The sequence below is a fragment of the Stenotrophomonas chelatiphaga genome (genome assembly GCF_001431535.1).
GTDB classification, from domain to species: domain Bacteria; phylum Pseudomonadota; class Gammaproteobacteria; order Xanthomonadales; family Xanthomonadaceae; genus Stenotrophomonas; species Stenotrophomonas chelatiphaga.
The window spans coordinates 14377-31056 of the sequence record NZ_LDJK01000096.1 but is presented as its reverse complement, the minus strand read 5'-3'; the positions used below and the strand labels follow the sequence as shown (position 1 = coordinate 31056).

Below are 16680 nucleotides of genomic sequence, written 5' to 3'. Positions count from 1 at the left end.
GCCAGATAGTAGCGCGTCGAAAGCGAGGCTGCCTCGTATTCTGAGGATTAGCGCAGCAGGCGGTCTCTATTCGGAGAATCCCGCCCCGCGCCGCAGACGGATGGGGCCCGACCCCAGGGCATCCGGGTCCAGTTGCTCATCTTTGCGGGTGATGATGATCCGATCTGCCCGCGCCAATGCTGCGGCGGCGTCGCGTACCGGCTGCATCAGCGGGCGCCATCCGGCGGGATCCGGGCTGAGCGCGCGGGCCACCTCGGACGGGCAGATGGAGGCCGACGCCGCGCGCTGGCCCAGCAGGTCGATGATGGCGGCCGCGATATCCATCGCTGCACGATGCGTGGGCGAGCGTGATGGGCGCGCGGAGGCGGGCTGGGTAGCGCCGAGCTGTGCTCGGCGGCATTCCGTTCCGGCAGCACGATGCCGGATGCAGGCCGCGCGGTGCGCTCGCCGAGCGTGGCTCGGCGCTACCGATGCGTGGGCGCGCGTGATGGGCGCGCGGAGGCGGCTGGGTAGCGCCGTGCCGTGCTCGGCGCCATTGCGTTCCGGCAGCACGATGCCGGATGCAGGCCGCGCGGTGCGCTCGCCGAGCGTGGCTCGGCGCTACCAGAGCAGGAGCCATGCGTTCGATTCTGGCCATTCACGCCGTGCAAATGGGCGCCGGATAGGATGCTGGCCTCACTGCCATCACGGATCGATCCAGTACATGAGCTCATCCACGCGTGTCTTGCCGCTGTCTGCTGTTTCAGTGCTGTTGATCGCCCTTGCAGGCTGCTCCAAAGCGCCCGATGCGGCAGCGCCGGACCCGGTGGCAGGCACCGCCGCAACGACCTCCGATGAGGGCGCCGTGGTAGAGCAGGCCAGCGATGCCCCTGAATTCCCGGTCATTCCGTCGATCGTCGTGCCGGAGATCATCGGCGTCACCCCGGCGCAGCGTGCGTTGGAGAGTTCACTGCAGTCGATCCTCGATCCGGTGGAAGGCATTACCGTTTCACCGGCCCGCTGCAGCACCGATGGCAGCCTGATCAACGACGCCGGCATCACCAGCGTGGACGCACAGGGCAAGCTGACCCGCAACGGCGACGAGGGCATCTTCGTCATCAACCCCGATGGCAGCGGCACCGCCAATTTCGAGGGCGGACTGGTGCGGGTGAACGCCGATGGCAGCGGCACGATCAACGGCAACCCCGGTGGCGGTGGCGACGATGCCATCATCAGCGTGGAGGCCGATGGGTCCGGTACGTACAACGGCGTGGCCGGGTTGATCCGCTTGGATGGCAGGGGTGCGGGCACGTGGAATGGTGACAGCGGCCTGATCACCAACAACGGCGATGGCAGCGGGACCTGGAACGGTCCGAAGGGGCTGGTGCGCGTCAATGCGGATGGCTCGGGCACCTGGAATGGCGATGAGGGCCTGATCACCAACAACGGCGATGGCACCGGCACCATCGGACCGCCGGCACGACCGGTGAAGATGCCGCCGCTGGCGCGCCTTGCACCGGCCGGAAAATTCCCGCCGCTGAAGAAATTCGCACCCCCGGGTGCCCCCTGCGGTTATGTGATCACGCTGAACGACCGGGTGCTGTTCGACTTCGACAAGTCCGACATCCGCCCCGACGCGGCCAACCTGCTGGATACCTTGGCCGGCGCGCTGGCGGAAGTGAAAACCACCGGGATGGAGGTACGCGGCCACACCGATTCCAAGGGCGCGGACGATTACAACCAGAGCCTGTCCGAACGTCGCGCGGCATCGGTGGTGGCGGCATTGCGCGAGCGGGGTGCGGGCCAGCAGGCGGCGTCGAAGGGCTATGGCGAAACGCAGCCGGTGGCACCCAACGAGCTGGACGGCAAGGACAATCCCGGCGGCCGGCAGTTGAATCGCCGCGTGGAAATCTTCGTGCGCTCGTGATTTGGGCGACGCACGTTCACTACTTGCAGGAGAACGGAATGAAGGCAGCGATACTCGCAGTGTTGGGCACGGTGGCCGCAGTGGGAATGGCCTCGCCGGCGAAGGCGAACGATTTCAGCCTCGGCTACGATGTGGACCGCTTTCCGGCGGCCAAGCTGAGCATGCAGGCGTGCCGCGCGGCAGTAACGCGTGGGGCCGCAGCAGTGGGCTACAGCACCCGCGTGGACCAGGACCAGAAGACGCTGGTCCTGCACGTGTCCGCCCCGCGCGAGGACGGGCGGTCGCTGATTTCGTACTGCATCAGCGCGGGGGACCAGACCGTGTTCGTCATTCAGGCATTCGACTATTCCGGGCCGAACAATCCGGACGTGGACCGCGTCAAGGCGCGCGTCGGTGCGGAAGTCCGCAAGGTTGCGCGCGGCGGCTGAGTGCCGCGTTACGCGGCCGGCTGGCCGAGCTGGTTGATCTCGCGGTTTTCGACGATGGCAGGCGGGCTGGGGGAGCGGGCGAGGGCGATCATCGCCCGGCCGATGGCACCGTTGGTGGTGGCCGCCCCCGGCACGTTCTTGACGATCATGCCCTGCAGCGGGCTGGCAAGCGCATGGAACATGCGCATCACCCCGTGCGGGCTGTGCGTGCCTTCTTCGGGCAGGATGCCGCCCGGTCGCAGCATCACGGTGGTGACCGGCAGCCGTTGCAGCGCATCCTCGGTTTCGCCCTTGATGCGCAGCGGCATCAGCCGGCTTTCGGGATCGGAATTGGCGCCGGAAATGTAGAAGAACCGCCCCTGCGGATTGGCGGCGGCATAGGCCCGTGCCACTGACAGGGTCAGCTCGACGGTGACGCGGCGGTATTCCTTTTCGGCGGTGCCGATGGGCGGTGCCCCAGCGCAGTAGAGGGCTGCGTCGATACCGGACAGCTGCGCCTGCACGGTGGCCGCCTGGCTGAAGTCTTCAAGCAGCACTTCATTGACCTTTGCCTCGGCGCGGTCCAGCGGCCGGCGGGCCAGCACGGTGATGCGGGTGACGTCGGGCGAGGCCAAGCAGGCGTTGAGCACGCCCTGGCCGAGCAGGCCGGTCGCGCCGGTGAGGAGGATATGCATGGTAGAAACCCCTGGACGATTGCTGGAACGCTACAAGCAGCACAAGGAACAGGGGGTGACGATTACCGGGTCATGCATTCGTTGAGCATCACCGGGCAGACGCTTGCGCCACTCTCGATGCATTGGGTGACCGCATCCTCTTCAGCCGCTGCCTTGGTGCTGGCCTTCGCGCTGTAGGTGGACCAGCCGCCTCCCGCCGCCTTGCTGCGCACGATGGCGGCACATTCGCCCATGGTCCACGCCACGGCCGTCTCGCAGCCGCGCTTGCCGCATTTGCTGATGGCGGTGTCCTTGGCGTCCTTCTCGTTCACGCCCAGGTGCAGCGCGAAGGCGTCACCGCCGCGCTCCACCGCGATGGCACTCCAGGGCTGGGCGATATTCATCTTCGGATCCTGGCCTTCCCCGGCGGCCATGCGCGTGGTGGTGCCGCGGGCCTCCGGCGGCTTGGCCACGAACTCGGCGCCGCCGGGGAAGAATTCCAGCTTGGGCTTGGCCACGCGGTTGATTGCAATCAACTCCATACGGTAGCTGAGGCGGTCCAGCGCCGAATACGCGTACTTCCAACCGGTGCAGAAGGTCTGTTCTTCCGCGCTGCGGCACTGTGCTCCGCCGCCGGCCTGGCAGCTGGCCAGCGCCGATTCGGCCGCCTTCTTCTTGTTCTCGCCAGTGTTCACGTACATGCCACCCTGCTGGCTGTACGCCGGCGCGACGCAGGTATTGGCGAAGGTCGCGACCGGCCAGCAGGTGCCATCGCATTTGCCCATGGCGTTGCGGGTGGCGACGCGCGGATCGTGTTCGTTGAGGATGACATTCCAGCTGCCGTCTGCGGTGTTGACCACCAGCGCGCCCCACCAGTCGCGCTTGGCGTCGTCGCGCACGCGGCGCGCGGCAGCGGCGGCAGCGGCGGCTGCAGCCTGCTGCGCGGCGGCTTCTTCGGCGCTGATGTAGGTTGCGGCTTGCTGGCTCTGCTGCCAGCCAAGGAAGTTCATCTGCGCGGCATGGGCCTGTTGTCGGGCCTGCGCGCCATTCTGCGCGTTTGCCGCACCGGCGCTGGCCAGCAGCGCGGCGGCCGCCAGCACTGCGCGGATCATCCGATCAGAGGCAATGTTCAACGTTCACCCCGCACTGCTTGGCGCCCGATGCAATGCATTTGTCCAGCGCGGATTTGCCCAGCGCTGCCGCCTCCGGCGTACCGGCCTGCGCGCTGCTGGCGAAGATGGCGCGGACACCCGGCTTGGCACCCTTGTCCACGGCCAAGGCCATGCAGTGGTTGCGGACCGGGAAGGTGATCAGTTCCACGCAGTCGGTGGCGCCGCTGTCCTGGCAATCCTTGCGCGCGCGCACCTTCGCTTCGGCGGCGCCCATACCGTTGCCGCTACCCACCATCTGCTTGCTGTCGCTGACCGCCAGGCTGGTGTACAGGTCCATGCCTTCGGGCATGGCCTTGCTGATTTCGCCGGGTGCCGGTGCGCGCGGCGACGGCGCGTTCGCAGGGGGGGCGGCGGAAAGAGGGCCGGCAACAGCCAGAGTGACCAGCAGCGCACAGCGCGTCCACGACGAGGATCGTTGCATTCCTTTGCTCCAGGTTTGGTTTTGGCGCGCGGAGCATACCCGGATCGCGGTCCGCGTGGTGTGATGCCCGTGGTATGGGGCGAGAAGCGTGACGACCAACGGTCGTCACCCACCGGGGCCATGCAGCTACCCGTGTCACGGCCAGTTGTGTAGAGTCCGGCCCATCATGCGCTCACGGAGGATCGGGTTTGTCCACGCAGAAATTGGTTCGTTATTCGGTCGCCATCGTCGCGACCCTTGTCATCGGTTACCTGCTTTCGGGCTACCTGACCCTGCTGTTCCTGGGCCTGGATACGGCGCATTACAGCTGGAACACCTACTACCCGTACGTCAGCGCACTGGACCAGCCTGAGGTCGCGCCCTTCGTGGGCAAGATCAAGGCCGCCGGTTACGTGGGCTTCGGCGTCCCGCTGTTCCTGTTCGTGGTGGTCGCCGGCTTCCTGCTGCTTCGGCGCAAGAAGAAAGGCCTGCACGGCGATGCGCGCTTCGCCACCGGCTCGGATCTGTCGTCACACGGGTTGTTCAAGAAGACCGGCGACAGCATCGTGGTGGGCAGCTACAAGGGCAAGCTGGTGCGCCTGTCCGGCCAGCAGTTCGTGATCCTGGCCGCGCCGACCCGTTCGGGCAAGGGCGTGGGCGTGGTGATTCCCAACCTGCTGGAATACGAAGAGTCCGTGGTGGTGCTGGACATCAAGCAGGAAAACTACGAGCTGACCAGCGGATGGCGCGCCAAGCAGGGCCAGGAAGTGTTCCTGTTCAACCCCTTCGCTGAAGACCGCCGCAGCCATCGCTGGAATCCGCTCAGCTACGTCTCCGATGACCCCGCTTTCCGCGTGTCCGACCTGATGAGCATCGCCGCGATGCTGTATCCGGATGGCTCGGACGACCAGAAGTTCTGGGTCAGCCAGGCCCGCAATGCCTTCATGGCCTTCACGCTGTACCTGTTCGACAACCACGATGACGAACGCCGCAGCGGCTTCCCGGGCGGGCAGGGGGTTCCGACGCTGGGCGCGATCTACCGCATCTCCTCCGGTGATGGCACCGACCTGCGCAAGTACCTGCAGACGCTGGCCAGCCGTCCGTTCCTGAGCGCCAATGCCAAGTCGGCCTTCGCCAACCTGCTGTCGCAGGCGGACGAGACCTTCGCCTCGATCATGGGCACCTTCAAGGAGCCGCTGAACGCCTGGATCAACCCGGTGCTGGACGCGGCCACCAGCAGCAACGACTTCCTGCTGACCGACCTGCGCAAGAAGAAGATGACCATCTACATCGGCATCCAGCCCAACAAGCTGGCCGAAAGCCGGATGATCATCAACCTGTTCTTCAGCCAGATCATCAACCTCAACACCAAGGAGCTGCCCAAGTCCAATCCGGACCTGAAGCACCAGGTGCTGCTGCTGATGGACGAATTCACCTCCATCGGCAAGGTGGACATCATCGCCTCGGCGGTGTCCTACATGGCCGGCTACAACGTGCGGCTGCTGCCGATCATCCAGAGCATGGCCCAGCTGGACGCCACCTACGGCCGCGATGTGTCGCGCACCATCATCACCAACCACGCCCTGCAGATCCTGTTCGCCCCGCGCGAGCAGCAGGATGCCAACGACTACTCGGACATGCTGGGGTATACCACCCTGCGCAAGAAGAACATCACCAAGGGCCGTGAGAAGAGCCACAGCTTCAGTGAAGAGCGGCGTGCGCTGATGCTGCCGCAGGAGCTGAAGGCGATGGGGACGGACAAGGAAGTGTTTCTGTACGAGGGCATTCCGCACCCGGTGATGTGCGACAAGATCCGTTACTACAAGGATCGTCACTTCACCTCGCGCCTGCTAGCAAAGGTTGACGTACCCAGCTTGCAGATATAAATCATTGTGCGTTGAGCAACGTCATATAAATGCGTTCATCCGCGTGAAGTGGTGACGCACGTCAACAAATTGTCGTGCGTGGGTAGAACTTTCATGCTTTCTTGACGCACTGTTGACCTTGTTCTATGCCACTCTTCGCCATCAGTTCAGTTCATCGAATTGATGGAGTCGATCAGGTGGTGATTCGCATCACCGGAACAGGGATGGCTTCGAACGTGGTGCAAGGCGATGTAGCAGGCCTCAAGGGGCGGCGCACCGTCAGTTGGGCAGGCGGCTTCGGCCGCAGGGGAGACGGTTGCACGTAACGGCACAGGCCGGCGCGTAACCGGTTCCAGCGTGCAGATGCAACGCTGGACTGCCGGACCACCCATGTCGAAGCTGCTTATTCGTACGTCAAAGGATGTTCGTATGCAGCAAGCGTTGCTGAAGATTTTCATCGCCGTGGCGGCGGTCGCGATGTCGGGTTGTGCCACCAAGCCTGCGCCGGATTTCGGCGGGCGTTGGAAGCCGGTCAATCGCTTTGACGCTGCTCCCACTGAAATTCCTCTCTACACCAGCTATGCCTTCCAGGCATCGCCGATGGATGGCACGTTGAAGGCCATGCTCGAGCGCTGGGCGGCCGATTCGGGCATGTCGCTGGATTACCGGCTGGGTTCGGATTACACGCTGCATGGCGGCGTGTCCCGCATCTCCACCACCAGCGCACAGCAGGCCGTGGCCGACGTCACCACTGCATACGCAGCGCAGGGTGTTTACGTGAGCATCGTGGGCAACAAGATCGTCGCCGGCAGCAGCGCGGCCGTGCCGACGGCCGCCACCACGCCAGCCAGTGCGCCCAACGCCACACCCGCATCCGCACCCGCCGAAACCGCGCCGAGCGGTAGCTGACTGCTGCCGTTTTCCCATCGTGATGCTCCTGCGCTGGTCGCAGGGGCATGGCGCTCATTGACGATCATGCAGTCCGGAAAACCCCATGTTCCGTAAGAAAGACCCAGGCAATAGTCCGAAGGTGGAGCAGGCCGTCGCCAAGGCGGTGAGCTACGAGATCACCGTGGCCGATATGGCGCGCAAGAGCGAGCGCCGCGCCTGGTGGGTGGCCGGTGCGTCGCTGGTGATGTCGCTGGCGTTGGCGGGCGGTTACTACTACGTGCTGCCGCTGAAGGAGAAGGTGCCGTTCCTGGTGATGGCCGATGCCTACACCGGCACCGCTTCGGTGGCGCGGCTTTCCGGCAACCTGGGCGAGAACTCGATCACCAGCAACGAGGCGATCAATCGCAGCAACGTCGCCCAGTATGTGCTGGCGCGTGAGTCCTACGATTACGCGATCATGGGCTTGCGTGACTGGGAGCAGGTCTTCGTGATGTCGGACCAGAATGTCGGCGCGGCCCTGCAGGCGCAGTACAACCGCAGCAATCCCCAGAGTCCGCTGGTGCTGTATGGCACCGATCGCGCGCTGCGGGTGAAGATTCTCAGCATTACCCCGCTCGGGGCACTGCCGAACGGAGGGTTCCGCGGCGCCTCGGTACGCATACAGCGGACGCTTCTGGACAAGCGCACCGGCGGCTCCAGCTACCTGGACAACCAACTGGTGACTCTGCAATTCGAGTACAAGGCAGCGCTTGCGCTCAACGAGCAGGAGCGCGTGCTCAATCCGCTGTCCTTCCAGGTGACCGAATACCGGGTGGATCGTGACTATGCCGCTGCAGGCGTGCCCGTTCCTGACGGCAGCACCGCCGCACCGGTCACCGCGCCACCGGCGGGAGTAGCTGCTGAGTTGGCACCGGCACAACCGGTTGCCCGCTTTGATCCAGTCACCGGCCAGCCGCTGGAAGCGCCGGCCGGGTCTGCGCCGGGTCAGGTTCTGCCTGCGCAGCCGCTGCCGCCGGGATCGGCGCCGGCGCAGGCCGTGCCTTCCACGTATCCGCCGCAACCGGTGCCTGCCCAAGGTGCGCCGGTTCCCGGCGCCCCGGCGCAGGCTGCGCCGGGCCAGGGCACGCCGCTTCCGGCGCGCAACGTTTCCACCGGAACTGCTGATGGAGCAAGCAACCGATGAGTAGTCGCAAGATCAGGACGTGTGCATGGATGGTCGCCGGGGCGCTTGCCCTGTGCATGGCCACCGCGTCGGCGCAGGGCGTCGATCAGTACGAATATGAGAAGGACCGCATCTATCCGGTTCGCACGGGCTTGGGCCTCACCACCCAGATCGAGCTGGATCCCAACGAAAAGATCCTGGACTACAGCACCGGTTTCAGCGCCGGTTGGGAGCTGACCCGTCGTGGAAACGTCTTCTACCTGAAGCCGAAGAACGTCGACGTGGACACCAACATGATGGTCCGCACCGAGACCCATCACTACATTTTTGAATTGAAGGTGGTGGCCACCGATTGGCGCCAACTGGACCAGGCGCGCCGGGCGGGCGTGCAGTACCGCATCGCCTTCAGCTATCCCAGCGGTACCGAGTTCGGGGTCGCCCAGGAAGCCGTGCAGGAAGAGGCGCAACCGCTGCTCAGCACTTCGCTGGCCAAGGATCGTCGTTACAACTTCGATTACTCGTACTCCACCCGGCGCGTCAAGAAGATGGGCTGGTTGATACCGGTCAATGCGTATGACGATGGCCGCTTCACCTATGTACGCCTGCCTGCGTCGCCGGAGTACAAGACCGGCATCTTCCCGGCTGTGTTCGGTCGTGAGACCGAGAACGGCGAGGACTTCGTCGTCAACACAACGGTCGAAGGCAACACCCTGGTGGTGCACGGCACCCATCCGTACCTGGTGATCCGCCACGGTGACAACGTCGTTGGCCTGCGAAGGAACGTCAAGAAATGAGCCAGAACACTCCTCCGGGCAACGGACCCGACGATAGGCGCGACGGCACCCAGCCGGAAAACAATCCGTACTTCAATCGTGCCGACGCCGCGCCCGCGCCCGACCTGGACGCTGCCGCCCCGCGCCTGCGCACGGTGGAAGAACGCCGGCTGGACCGCAAGGCGTTGCTGTTCCTGGGTGGCATCCTCGTGCTGGTGGTGGCCATGGGCTTCCTGCTGGTGCGCAAGAGCCGCGAACCGGATCCGACCCCGCCGCCGCGTGCGGAGGTGCGGACGACTACGCCGGTGTTGCCGACCATTCCCTCTGCCGCCGCCGAGCCGCCGCCGGCGGATCCGATTCCCCTGCTGCCTCCGCCGCCGCTGCCCGCGCAGCAGCAGGCGCCGATGTTCAGCAGCGATGACAGTGGCGAGCGTGGCCCGCGTGCCATGACACTGTTGGAACGCCGCATCGCCGCTGGCGAAGCAATGGGCAACGGGCAGGGTGGGCAGGGTCCGCAGCAGATGGATTCGTCGACAGAAGCCTACATGCGTGCCGCGATGGCCGCGCAGAACCCGCAGGCCGCCGGTGCGACGGAGGGTGAGGAAGAGCGTGAAGCGGTTTCCAACGCTGCCTTCATCCGCAGCCCGGATGCGCTGCTGGTCCGCGGCACCTACCTGCGTTGTGTATTGGAAACGCGCATCATCACCGATGTGCCGGGTTACACCTCGTGCCTGGTGACCGAGCCGGTGTATTCGATCAACGGCCGCACGCTGCTGCTGCCGAAGGGGTCGAAGATCTATGGCAGCTACAACGGCGGCCCGGTGGCCAAGCGCGTGGACGTGATCTGGGATCGCATCACCACCCCCAATGGCATCGATGTGGCGATGTCCAGCCCGGGTGTTGACGGCCTCGGTTCGGCCGGCGTCCCGGGCCAGTACACGGCTCATTGGGGCCAGCGTATCGCAAGCGCGTTGATGATCAGCCTGATCGCCGACGCCTTCAAATACGCTGCCGCCGAGAATGGGCCGGAGTCCACCACCATCAGCAACTCGGGCTTCGCTATGCAGAATCCGTATGAGAGCGCCACAGCGCGCACCATGGAGCGGCTGGCGAACCAGGCGCTGGAGAACCAGCGCCAGCCCACCGTCACCGTCAACCAGGGCACTGTCATGAACGTCTACGTCGCCAAAGACGTCGACTTCAGCGCCGTGCTCGGCCGCCGGATGTAAGGAGCAGAACGGACCGTGGACGCAGAAACTTCCCCCATCGCACTGGTCTCCAGTGAATTTCTGCAGTACCAGTACGAAGTGCTGGGCATTGCCGGGTTCATGGAGTCGCAGGACGTGACGGAAATCTGCATCAACCGTCCGGGCGAGCTGTACCTGGAAACCCGCAGTGGCTGGGAGCGCGTCGAGGTGCCGACCTTGACCTTCGAGCGTGCGCGCCAGTTCTGCACGGCAGTGGTCAACGAGAGCAACACCGGGCAGCGCATCACCGATGCCGACCCGATGGTCTCGTTGACCTTCCCCAGCGGGCCGCGCGCGCAGTTCGTGATACCGCCGGCCTGCGATGGCGGCAAGGTTTCCATCACGATCCGCCTGCCGTCCAAGCACACGCGCACGCTGGCGCAATACCAGCAGGACGGCTTCTTCGACCAGATCCTGGAACAGGAAGCCGGCCTCAACACGCAGGACCAGGAGCTGCTCGCGCTGCGCCATTCGCGGGACTACGCCGAGTTCTTCAAGCGCGCGGTGCAGTACCGCAAGAATATCGTGGTGTCCGGTGCCACAGGCAGCGGCAAGACCACCTTCATGAAGTCGCTGGTCAACCACATTCCGGCCGACGAGCGCCTGGTGACCATCGAGGATGCGCGCGAGCTGTTCATCACCCAGCCCAACGTGGTGCACCTTCTGTACTCCAAGGGCGGGCAGAGCAGCAGCAACGTCACCGCAAAGACCTGCATGGAAGCGTGCCTGCGCATGAAGCCGGACCGCATCATCCTGGCCGAGCTGCGCGGTGATGAAGCGTTCTACTTCATCCGCAACTGTGCCTCCGGCCATCCCGGTTCGATCACCAGTTGCCACGCCGGCAGCCCGGAGCAGACCTGGGACCAGCTGGCGCTGATGGTGAAGGCATCCGCCGAGGGCTCCGGCCTGGAGTTCGCGGTGATCAAGCGCCTGCTGCAGATGACCATCGACATCGTGGTGCACGTGAAGGCGCATGCAGGGTCGCGCTATATCACCGGCATCGATTTCAATCCCGGCCGCACCCAGGGACAGGAGCATTGACCATGGGCATGCACACCGAAGCACGGATCAACACTGGCAAGGGGAGGGCGCGCTGATGCTGCCTGGACTCGAGGCACTGGCCTGCCCGGAAATGGCCGTCTCCATGGACGTGATGAAGCACGTGGTGCAGGTGGAATCGTCGCGCAATCCGTACGCCATCGGCGTGGTGGGCGGCGCACTGGCGCGCCAGCCACAGCGGCTGGACGAGGCCGTGGCTACTGCCCGCATGCTGGAACAGAACGGCTACAACTTCTCGTTGGGGCTGGGCCAGGTGAACCGATACAACCTGGCCAAATACGGGCTCAACAGCTACGAAAAAGCATTCGAGACCTGCCCGAACCTGCAGGCGGCCTCGCGCATCCTGGCCGAATGCCATTCGCGTTCGGGCGGCGACTGGGGCAAGTCCTTCAGTTGCTACTACTCGGGCAACTTCACCACCGGGTTCCGGCATGGCTACGTGGACAAGGTGTTCAATTCGATCAAGCGCAGCCAGATGGTGGCTGCGGTTGGCGGTGGCGTGCAGCCCATCCGTGTGATCGACCGCCAAGGACCGCGCCCTGCCGCGGCCACGCGCCAGCCACTGCCCGAGCGGGTGACGAGACTGAACAATCGTATTTCCAGCGGCCAGGCGCCGGTGGTGGTGGCACAGCCCGATGATCCTGCCCGTGCTTACGTGGTGTATCCCAATACTAATGAAATGGTCCGCGGGAGCCTGTTGAACACGGCGGACAACGCCTTGTCGCGCGCGGTGATGGGCCTGGTCGACCGCGCCGTTCCGCCCGCCCAGCAGCAGCCGGTGGGCCAGTATGCAGAACCCCCGCAGCAGGCCGCGCCGGCAGTAGCAGGTCCGCAAGGACAGCAGGCACCGGTGCTGCTGCAGCCTTGGGGCCAGCGCAGCGCGCCCGCGTCGGGTAACGTGCCGCCCCAACATCAGCCCCAGGTTCCCCAAGGGCCGCCTGTGGACGACGCATTCGTGTTCTGAAGTTTTACCGGGGCGCCCCCGCGGCCCGTCAACGCAGTGACCCTCCAGCTCAGGAAAGGAAAGCAACCGATGAAGACCCAGATTGATCTCGCCAACGCCAAGCGCACCGCCAAGACCCTCGCCCTGGCTACCGCCTTCGTTGGCGCCCTGTTCGTACCTGAGGTGTTCGCCCAGGCAGGCTTCGCAGAGACCGACAAGAAGGTCTGTGGCTTCTTCGACAGCATCAGCGGCCTGCTCAACATGGCTTCGATCGCCGTCGTCACCATCGCGGTGATCTTCGCTGGTTACCAGATCGCCTTCGCCCACAAGCGCATTTCCGACGTGTCGCCGATCCTGATCGGTGGCCTGCTGATCGGTGCAGCCAGCCAGATCGCCAAGATGCTGCTGGGTGACGGCGCCACCGAATGCACCGCTGCGCTGGTGCAGGCTTCCAGCCTGTTCTATGCATAAGAACGTCGTCTTCCGCGGATGCACACGGCCGGCGATGTTCCTCGGCGTGCCGTATGTGCCGTTCTTCATGGTCGCCGGCGGCCTGTTGCTGCTTTCCATGTACTGGAATCTGTGGGTTCTGCTCGCGATTCCAGTGGCGGTTTTCATCATGCGGCAGATGGCAAAACGTGACGAGATGATCTTCCGTCTGATGGGATTGCGCTTGCAGTTCAAGTTCCGTGCGCGGAACCTGCAGGACCATGACGGAATGTGGGTGTTCAGCCCCAATGCCTACCGCAAGACCCCACCGCCGGATGACTACCGTCGTCCCAAGAAAAAGCGCTGAAGAGCCTCATCCGCAGTACGGTTTGCACAGTGATCCAGGAGCGTTGCATGTTCAGTCCCGATACGTCGATCAGCGAGTTCATTCCCTTGTCCTCGCACGTTGCACCGGCAGTGGTGAAGACCACCGGCGGCGACTATCTGCTGACCTGGCATCTGGAAGGGCTGCCGTTCGTTGGCCGTGAAGAGTGGGAGCTCGAGCACAAGCACAACACCTTCAATCGCCTGCTGCAGTCGCTGCGCGCGCCGGACTTCGTCAACGTGGCGTTCTGGGTACACGATATCCGCCGCCGGCGTACGTTGAAATCGCGCAGCACGTTCAAGGAGCGCTTCAATCAGGACGTGTCCGATGTCTACATGGACATGCTGTCGGGCCAGCGCATCATGCAGAACGAGCTCTACCTGACCATGATTTACCGGCCCGTGGTGGCCGGTAAGCGCTTCGTGGAAAAGTCCGGCAATGTGGAGCGGCTGCAGGCCGAACAGGAGCAGGCGGTCGAGAAGCTGCTGGAGCTGGCCGGCAACGTGGAGGCGGTGATCCGCGATTACGCTCCGTATCGCTTGGGAATGTACGAGGCGGCCAACGGCGTGGTGTTCTCCGAGACGCTGGAATTCTTCGGCTACCTGCTCAATCGCATCGACGAGCCGGTGCCGGTGCTCGCTGCCCCGGTTGCCGACTACCTGCCGGTCAGCCGGCACATGTTCTCGCCGAAATCCGGCGATTTCGTGATCAATACGCCGAACGGCGTCAACCACTTCGGTGCCATCCTGAACATCAAGGAGTTCGCCGAAGGGACGTGGCCGGGCGTGCTGAACGGCCTGAAGTACCTGGACTTCGAGTACGTCATCACCCATTCCTTCAGCCCCATGGGCCGCCAGGATGCGTTGAAGATCCTTGATCGCACCAAGGGCATGATGATCTCCTCCGGTGACAAGGCGGTCAGCCAGATCGTCGAGCTGGATTATGCGATGGACCAGTTGTCCTCGGGCAACTTCGTGCTGGGCGAGTACCACTACATCATCGCGGTGTATGCCGACAGCCAGGCCAAGCTGGCCGCCAACGTGTCCGCCACGCGTGCGGAGCTGTCCAATGCCGGCTTCGTCTCGGCCAAGGAAGACCTGGCTGTGACGTCCTCGTTCTACTCGCAGATTCCGGCCAACTGGCGCTACCGCACACGGCTGGCTAATTTGAGTTCGTTGAACTTCCTCGGACTTTCGCCGCTGCACAACTTTGCCACCGGCAAGCAGCACAACAACCCCTGGGGCGACTGCGTGACCACGCTGCAGACCACCAACGGGCAGCCCTACTACTTCAATTTCCACGCCACCCATCCCGCCGAGAATTCGCTGGGTGAGAAGGCCATCGCCAACACCATGGTCATCGGCAAGTCCGGTACCGGCAAGACCGCGCTGATCAACTTCCTGCTCAGCCAGGTCCAGAAGTACGATCCGGCGCCGACCATCTTCTTCTTCGACAAGGACCGTGGCGCGGAGATCTTTGTGCGTGCCTGCGGCGGCAACTATCTGGCATTGGAGAACGGCCGCCCGACCGGTTTCAATCCGTTCCAATGCGAGCGCAATGAATCCAACGTGCAGTTCCTGGCCGATCTGGTCAAGATCCTGGCCGGCAAGACGCAGTACAGCGCCCGCGAAGAGGAAGACATCTTCCGCGCCGTGGAAAGCATGCTGGACACGCCGATGCACCTGCGCAGCATGACCAACTTCCAGAAGAGCCTGCCCAACATGGGCGATGACGGTCTGTACGCACGGATGCGGCGCTGGACGTCCGGCAACTCGCTGGGCTGGGTGTTCGACAACCCGGTCGATACCATCGACCTGCAGAGGGCCAACATCATCGGCTTCGATTACACCGAAGTGATCGACAACCCGGAAGTGCGCGTGCCGGTGATCCAGTACCTGCTGCACCGTCTGGAATCGCTGATCGATGGTCGCCGCCTGATCTACGTGATGGACGAGTTCTGGAAGATCCTCGATGGCAGCGGCGGCCTGAAAGAGTTTGCCAAGAACAAGCAGAAAACCATCCGTAAGCAGAACGGCATGGGCATCTTCGCGACCCAGAGCCCGGAAGATGCACTGAATAGTGACATCGCCGCGGCGTTGATCGAACAGACCGCCACGCTGATCCTGCTACCCAACCCAAATGCCAGCCGCGAAGACTACATCGAAGGCCTCAAGCTGACCGAAGCCGAGTTCAAGGTGGTCACCGCCTTGGATGAGCGCTCGCGCTGCTTCCTGGTCAAGCAGGGTCATGCGTCAAATGTGTGCCAGCTGAACCTGCGCGGGATGGACGACATCCTTTCGGTCATCTCTGCATCCACCGACAACATCGATGTCATGCACCATGTGCTGCATGACGCGGCCCTGCGTGAGAAGGTCAGCGAGGCGGATCTCACTCCGGAACAGTGGCTGGAAGATTTCTACAAGCGTCGGAAAGGTTCGGGCAAACCGGCCTCTCCCAGCCGAGAACAGGCAGCCTGACATGAAGAACAATCGCACTCAGGAGGACACCATGAATCCGACGAGCCGAGAGACCCCCGGTTCCAGGTCGCGCGCGGTACTGCTGCGCTCCGTGTTGGCCGGCGCCATCGGTCTGGGCGTCTGCGCACCGGCATCCGCGCAATGGATCGTCAAGGATCCGACCAACTTCGTCGAAAACCTGTGGAACCGTGTCGAAACCGCTGGCGCGCGCGTCGCGGCGGCAGCCGAGTACGCCAAGACCGCCCAGCGCTGGAATGAACTGCGGGTCAGGGCAATGGCGCAGATCAACAGTTTCGGACTGCCCTCAGGCGCGACGCTGACCATCGTGCCGGACAATTACCTGGTGCCTGAAACCTGCGGCACCGGCGGTGGGCTTAGCGTGGGCACGGTGTTTGAAAAATTCGTGTTCCAGCCTACCGGTGATTGGAAGGCGCAGCAGGAGCAGATCTGCGTCAACATCCGCACGATGCAGAATCGCAAGTACAACGAGTCGGTACGCTTCATTGGCGAGACCTTGCCGGTGATGCAGGACGCGTTGGATGCGATCACCACGGTGCGGCAGGCGAGTGCACTGCTGGGCAACATCAGTGCGGTGGACAGTGACTCGCTGCGTACGGCGAACGATATTGCGGTGAAGACCCAGGAATTCGAAAGCCGCATGGCGGCTTACGATGCGTATATCCAGGTGATGGAGGCCAACCAGATGGTCGTGGCCAAGACCGCGCTGAAGGGTGATCCCACCACCGGGATGATCCGCGACCTGGTCAAGACTGCCGCATTGAAGACCGCGTTGGAAATCAAGTAAAGGAACTGCTGGCGCGCTTGATTGATTGCCGCGCCAGCCACTCCCCTGTGGGAACTCCAAGGAATGCAGGAATGATGTTCAGGTC

The 16680-nt window shown here is 63.9% G+C and carries 17 protein-coding genes; 13 read left to right on the top strand and 4 right to left on the bottom strand.

Annotated elements, in window-relative coordinates:
• Window positions 1-66 precede the first annotated feature (66 nt).
• Window positions 67-324: a DUF3253 domain-containing protein gene (locus tag ABB28_RS16555; RefSeq protein ID WP_057687467.1), complete on the bottom strand. Its 258-nt coding sequence runs from the start codon at window positions 322-324 to the stop codon at window positions 67-69.
• A gap of 379 nt (window positions 325-703) precedes the next feature.
• Here ABB28_RS16555 and ABB28_RS16550 point away from each other — a divergent pair, with 379 nt between their 5' ends.
• Together ABB28_RS16550 and ABB28_RS16545 are read left to right on the top strand one after the other, a co-directional pair.
• Window positions 704-1906, top strand: coding sequence for an OmpA family protein (locus ABB28_RS16550; protein WP_057687466.1), 1203 nt, complete (start codon window positions 704-706; stop codon window positions 1904-1906).
• Between the two features lie 23 nt (window positions 1907-1929).
• Entirely contained in the window at window positions 1930-2334 is a 405-nt protein-coding gene (locus ABB28_RS16545) for a DUF6180 family protein (RefSeq protein WP_152983502.1), read from the top strand.
• Window positions 2335-2342: 8 nt separating this feature from the next.
• On the opposite strand, the gene ABB28_RS16540 is transcribed toward ABB28_RS16545, so the two are convergent.
• From ABB28_RS16540 to ABB28_RS16530, 3 genes are all read right to left on the bottom strand, one after another.
• Window positions 2343-3008 (bottom strand): NAD-dependent epimerase/dehydratase family protein, encoded by a 666-nt coding sequence (locus ABB28_RS16540; protein ID WP_057687464.1) that lies wholly within the window; start codon window positions 3006-3008, stop codon window positions 2343-2345.
• 62 nt (window positions 3009-3070) lie between these two features.
• The gene (locus tag ABB28_RS16535) at window positions 3071-4120 is read right to left on the bottom strand and encodes a DUF4189 domain-containing protein (protein WP_152983501.1); all 1050 of its coding nucleotides are present in this window, start codon (window positions 4118-4120) and stop codon (window positions 3071-3073) included.
• Window positions 4104-4580 carry a DUF4189 domain-containing protein gene (locus ABB28_RS16530; protein WP_083492068.1) on the bottom strand — a complete coding sequence of 159 codons (477 nt, stop codon included), beginning with the start codon at window positions 4578-4580 and terminating at the stop codon, window positions 4104-4106. Before ABB28_RS16530 ends, ABB28_RS16535 begins: the two co-directional genes overlap by 17 nt.
• A gap of 203 nt (window positions 4581-4783) precedes the next feature.
• On the opposite strand from ABB28_RS16530, the gene ABB28_RS16525 reads away from it, so the two are divergent.
• The 11 genes from ABB28_RS16525 (at window position 4784) to ABB28_RS16475 (ending at window position 16595) form a co-directional block, all read left to right on the top strand.
• The gene (locus tag ABB28_RS16525) at window positions 4784-6445 is read left to right on the top strand and encodes a type IV secretory system conjugative DNA transfer family protein (RefSeq protein WP_425479566.1); all 1662 of its coding nucleotides are present in this window, start codon (window positions 4784-4786) and stop codon (window positions 6443-6445) included.
• Between the two features lie 408 nt (window positions 6446-6853).
• Complete coding sequence (locus ABB28_RS16520; RefSeq protein WP_057687460.1) at window positions 6854-7333, top strand: hypothetical protein; 480 nt, start codon at window positions 6854-6856, stop codon at window positions 7331-7333.
• Window positions 7334-7418: 85 nt separating this feature from the next.
• Window positions 7419-8498 (top strand): VirB8 family type IV secretion system protein, encoded by a 1080-nt coding sequence (locus ABB28_RS16515; RefSeq protein ID WP_057687459.1) that lies wholly within the window; start codon window positions 7419-7421, stop codon window positions 8496-8498.
• Window positions 8495-9271, top strand: coding sequence for a TrbG/VirB9 family P-type conjugative transfer protein (locus tag ABB28_RS16510; RefSeq protein ID WP_057687458.1), 777 nt, complete (start codon window positions 8495-8497; stop codon window positions 9269-9271). Before ABB28_RS16515 ends, ABB28_RS16510 begins: the two co-directional genes overlap by 4 nt.
• Complete coding sequence (locus ABB28_RS16505; RefSeq protein WP_057687457.1) at window positions 9268-10479, top strand: TrbI/VirB10 family protein; 1212 nt, start codon at window positions 9268-9270, stop codon at window positions 10477-10479. The genes ABB28_RS16510 and ABB28_RS16505 overlap by 4 nt, the downstream gene beginning before the upstream one ends.
• 15 nt (window positions 10480-10494) lie before the next feature.
• Window positions 10495-11538, top strand: a complete 1044-nt coding sequence (gene virB11 / locus ABB28_RS16500) for a P-type DNA transfer ATPase VirB11 (protein WP_057687456.1) — start codon at window positions 10495-10497, stop codon at window positions 11536-11538.
• A 55-nt stretch (window positions 11539-11593) separates the two neighbouring features.
• Window positions 11594-12520, top strand: coding sequence for a lytic transglycosylase domain-containing protein (locus ABB28_RS16495; RefSeq protein ID WP_057687455.1), 927 nt, complete (start codon window positions 11594-11596; stop codon window positions 12518-12520).
• Between the two features lie 69 nt (window positions 12521-12589).
• Window positions 12590-12970 (top strand): TrbC/VirB2 family protein, encoded by a 381-nt coding sequence (locus ABB28_RS16490; protein ID WP_057687454.1) that lies wholly within the window; start codon window positions 12590-12592, stop codon window positions 12968-12970.
• Window positions 12963-13295, top strand: a complete 333-nt coding sequence (locus tag ABB28_RS16485) for a VirB3 family type IV secretion system protein (RefSeq protein WP_057687453.1) — start codon at window positions 12963-12965, stop codon at window positions 13293-13295. Before ABB28_RS16490 ends, ABB28_RS16485 begins: the two co-directional genes overlap by 8 nt.
• 47 nt (window positions 13296-13342) lie before the next feature.
• The gene (locus ABB28_RS16480; RefSeq protein ID WP_057687452.1) at window positions 13343-15790 is read left to right on the top strand and encodes a VirB4 family type IV secretion/conjugal transfer ATPase; all 2448 of its coding nucleotides are present in this window, start codon (window positions 13343-13345) and stop codon (window positions 15788-15790) included.
• A 31-nt stretch (window positions 15791-15821) separates the two neighbouring features.
• Window positions 15822-16595: a hypothetical protein gene (locus ABB28_RS16475; protein ID WP_083492073.1), complete on the top strand. Its 774-nt coding sequence runs from the start codon at window positions 15822-15824 to the stop codon at window positions 16593-16595.
• The last annotated feature ends 85 nt before the right edge of the window (window positions 16596-16680 follow it).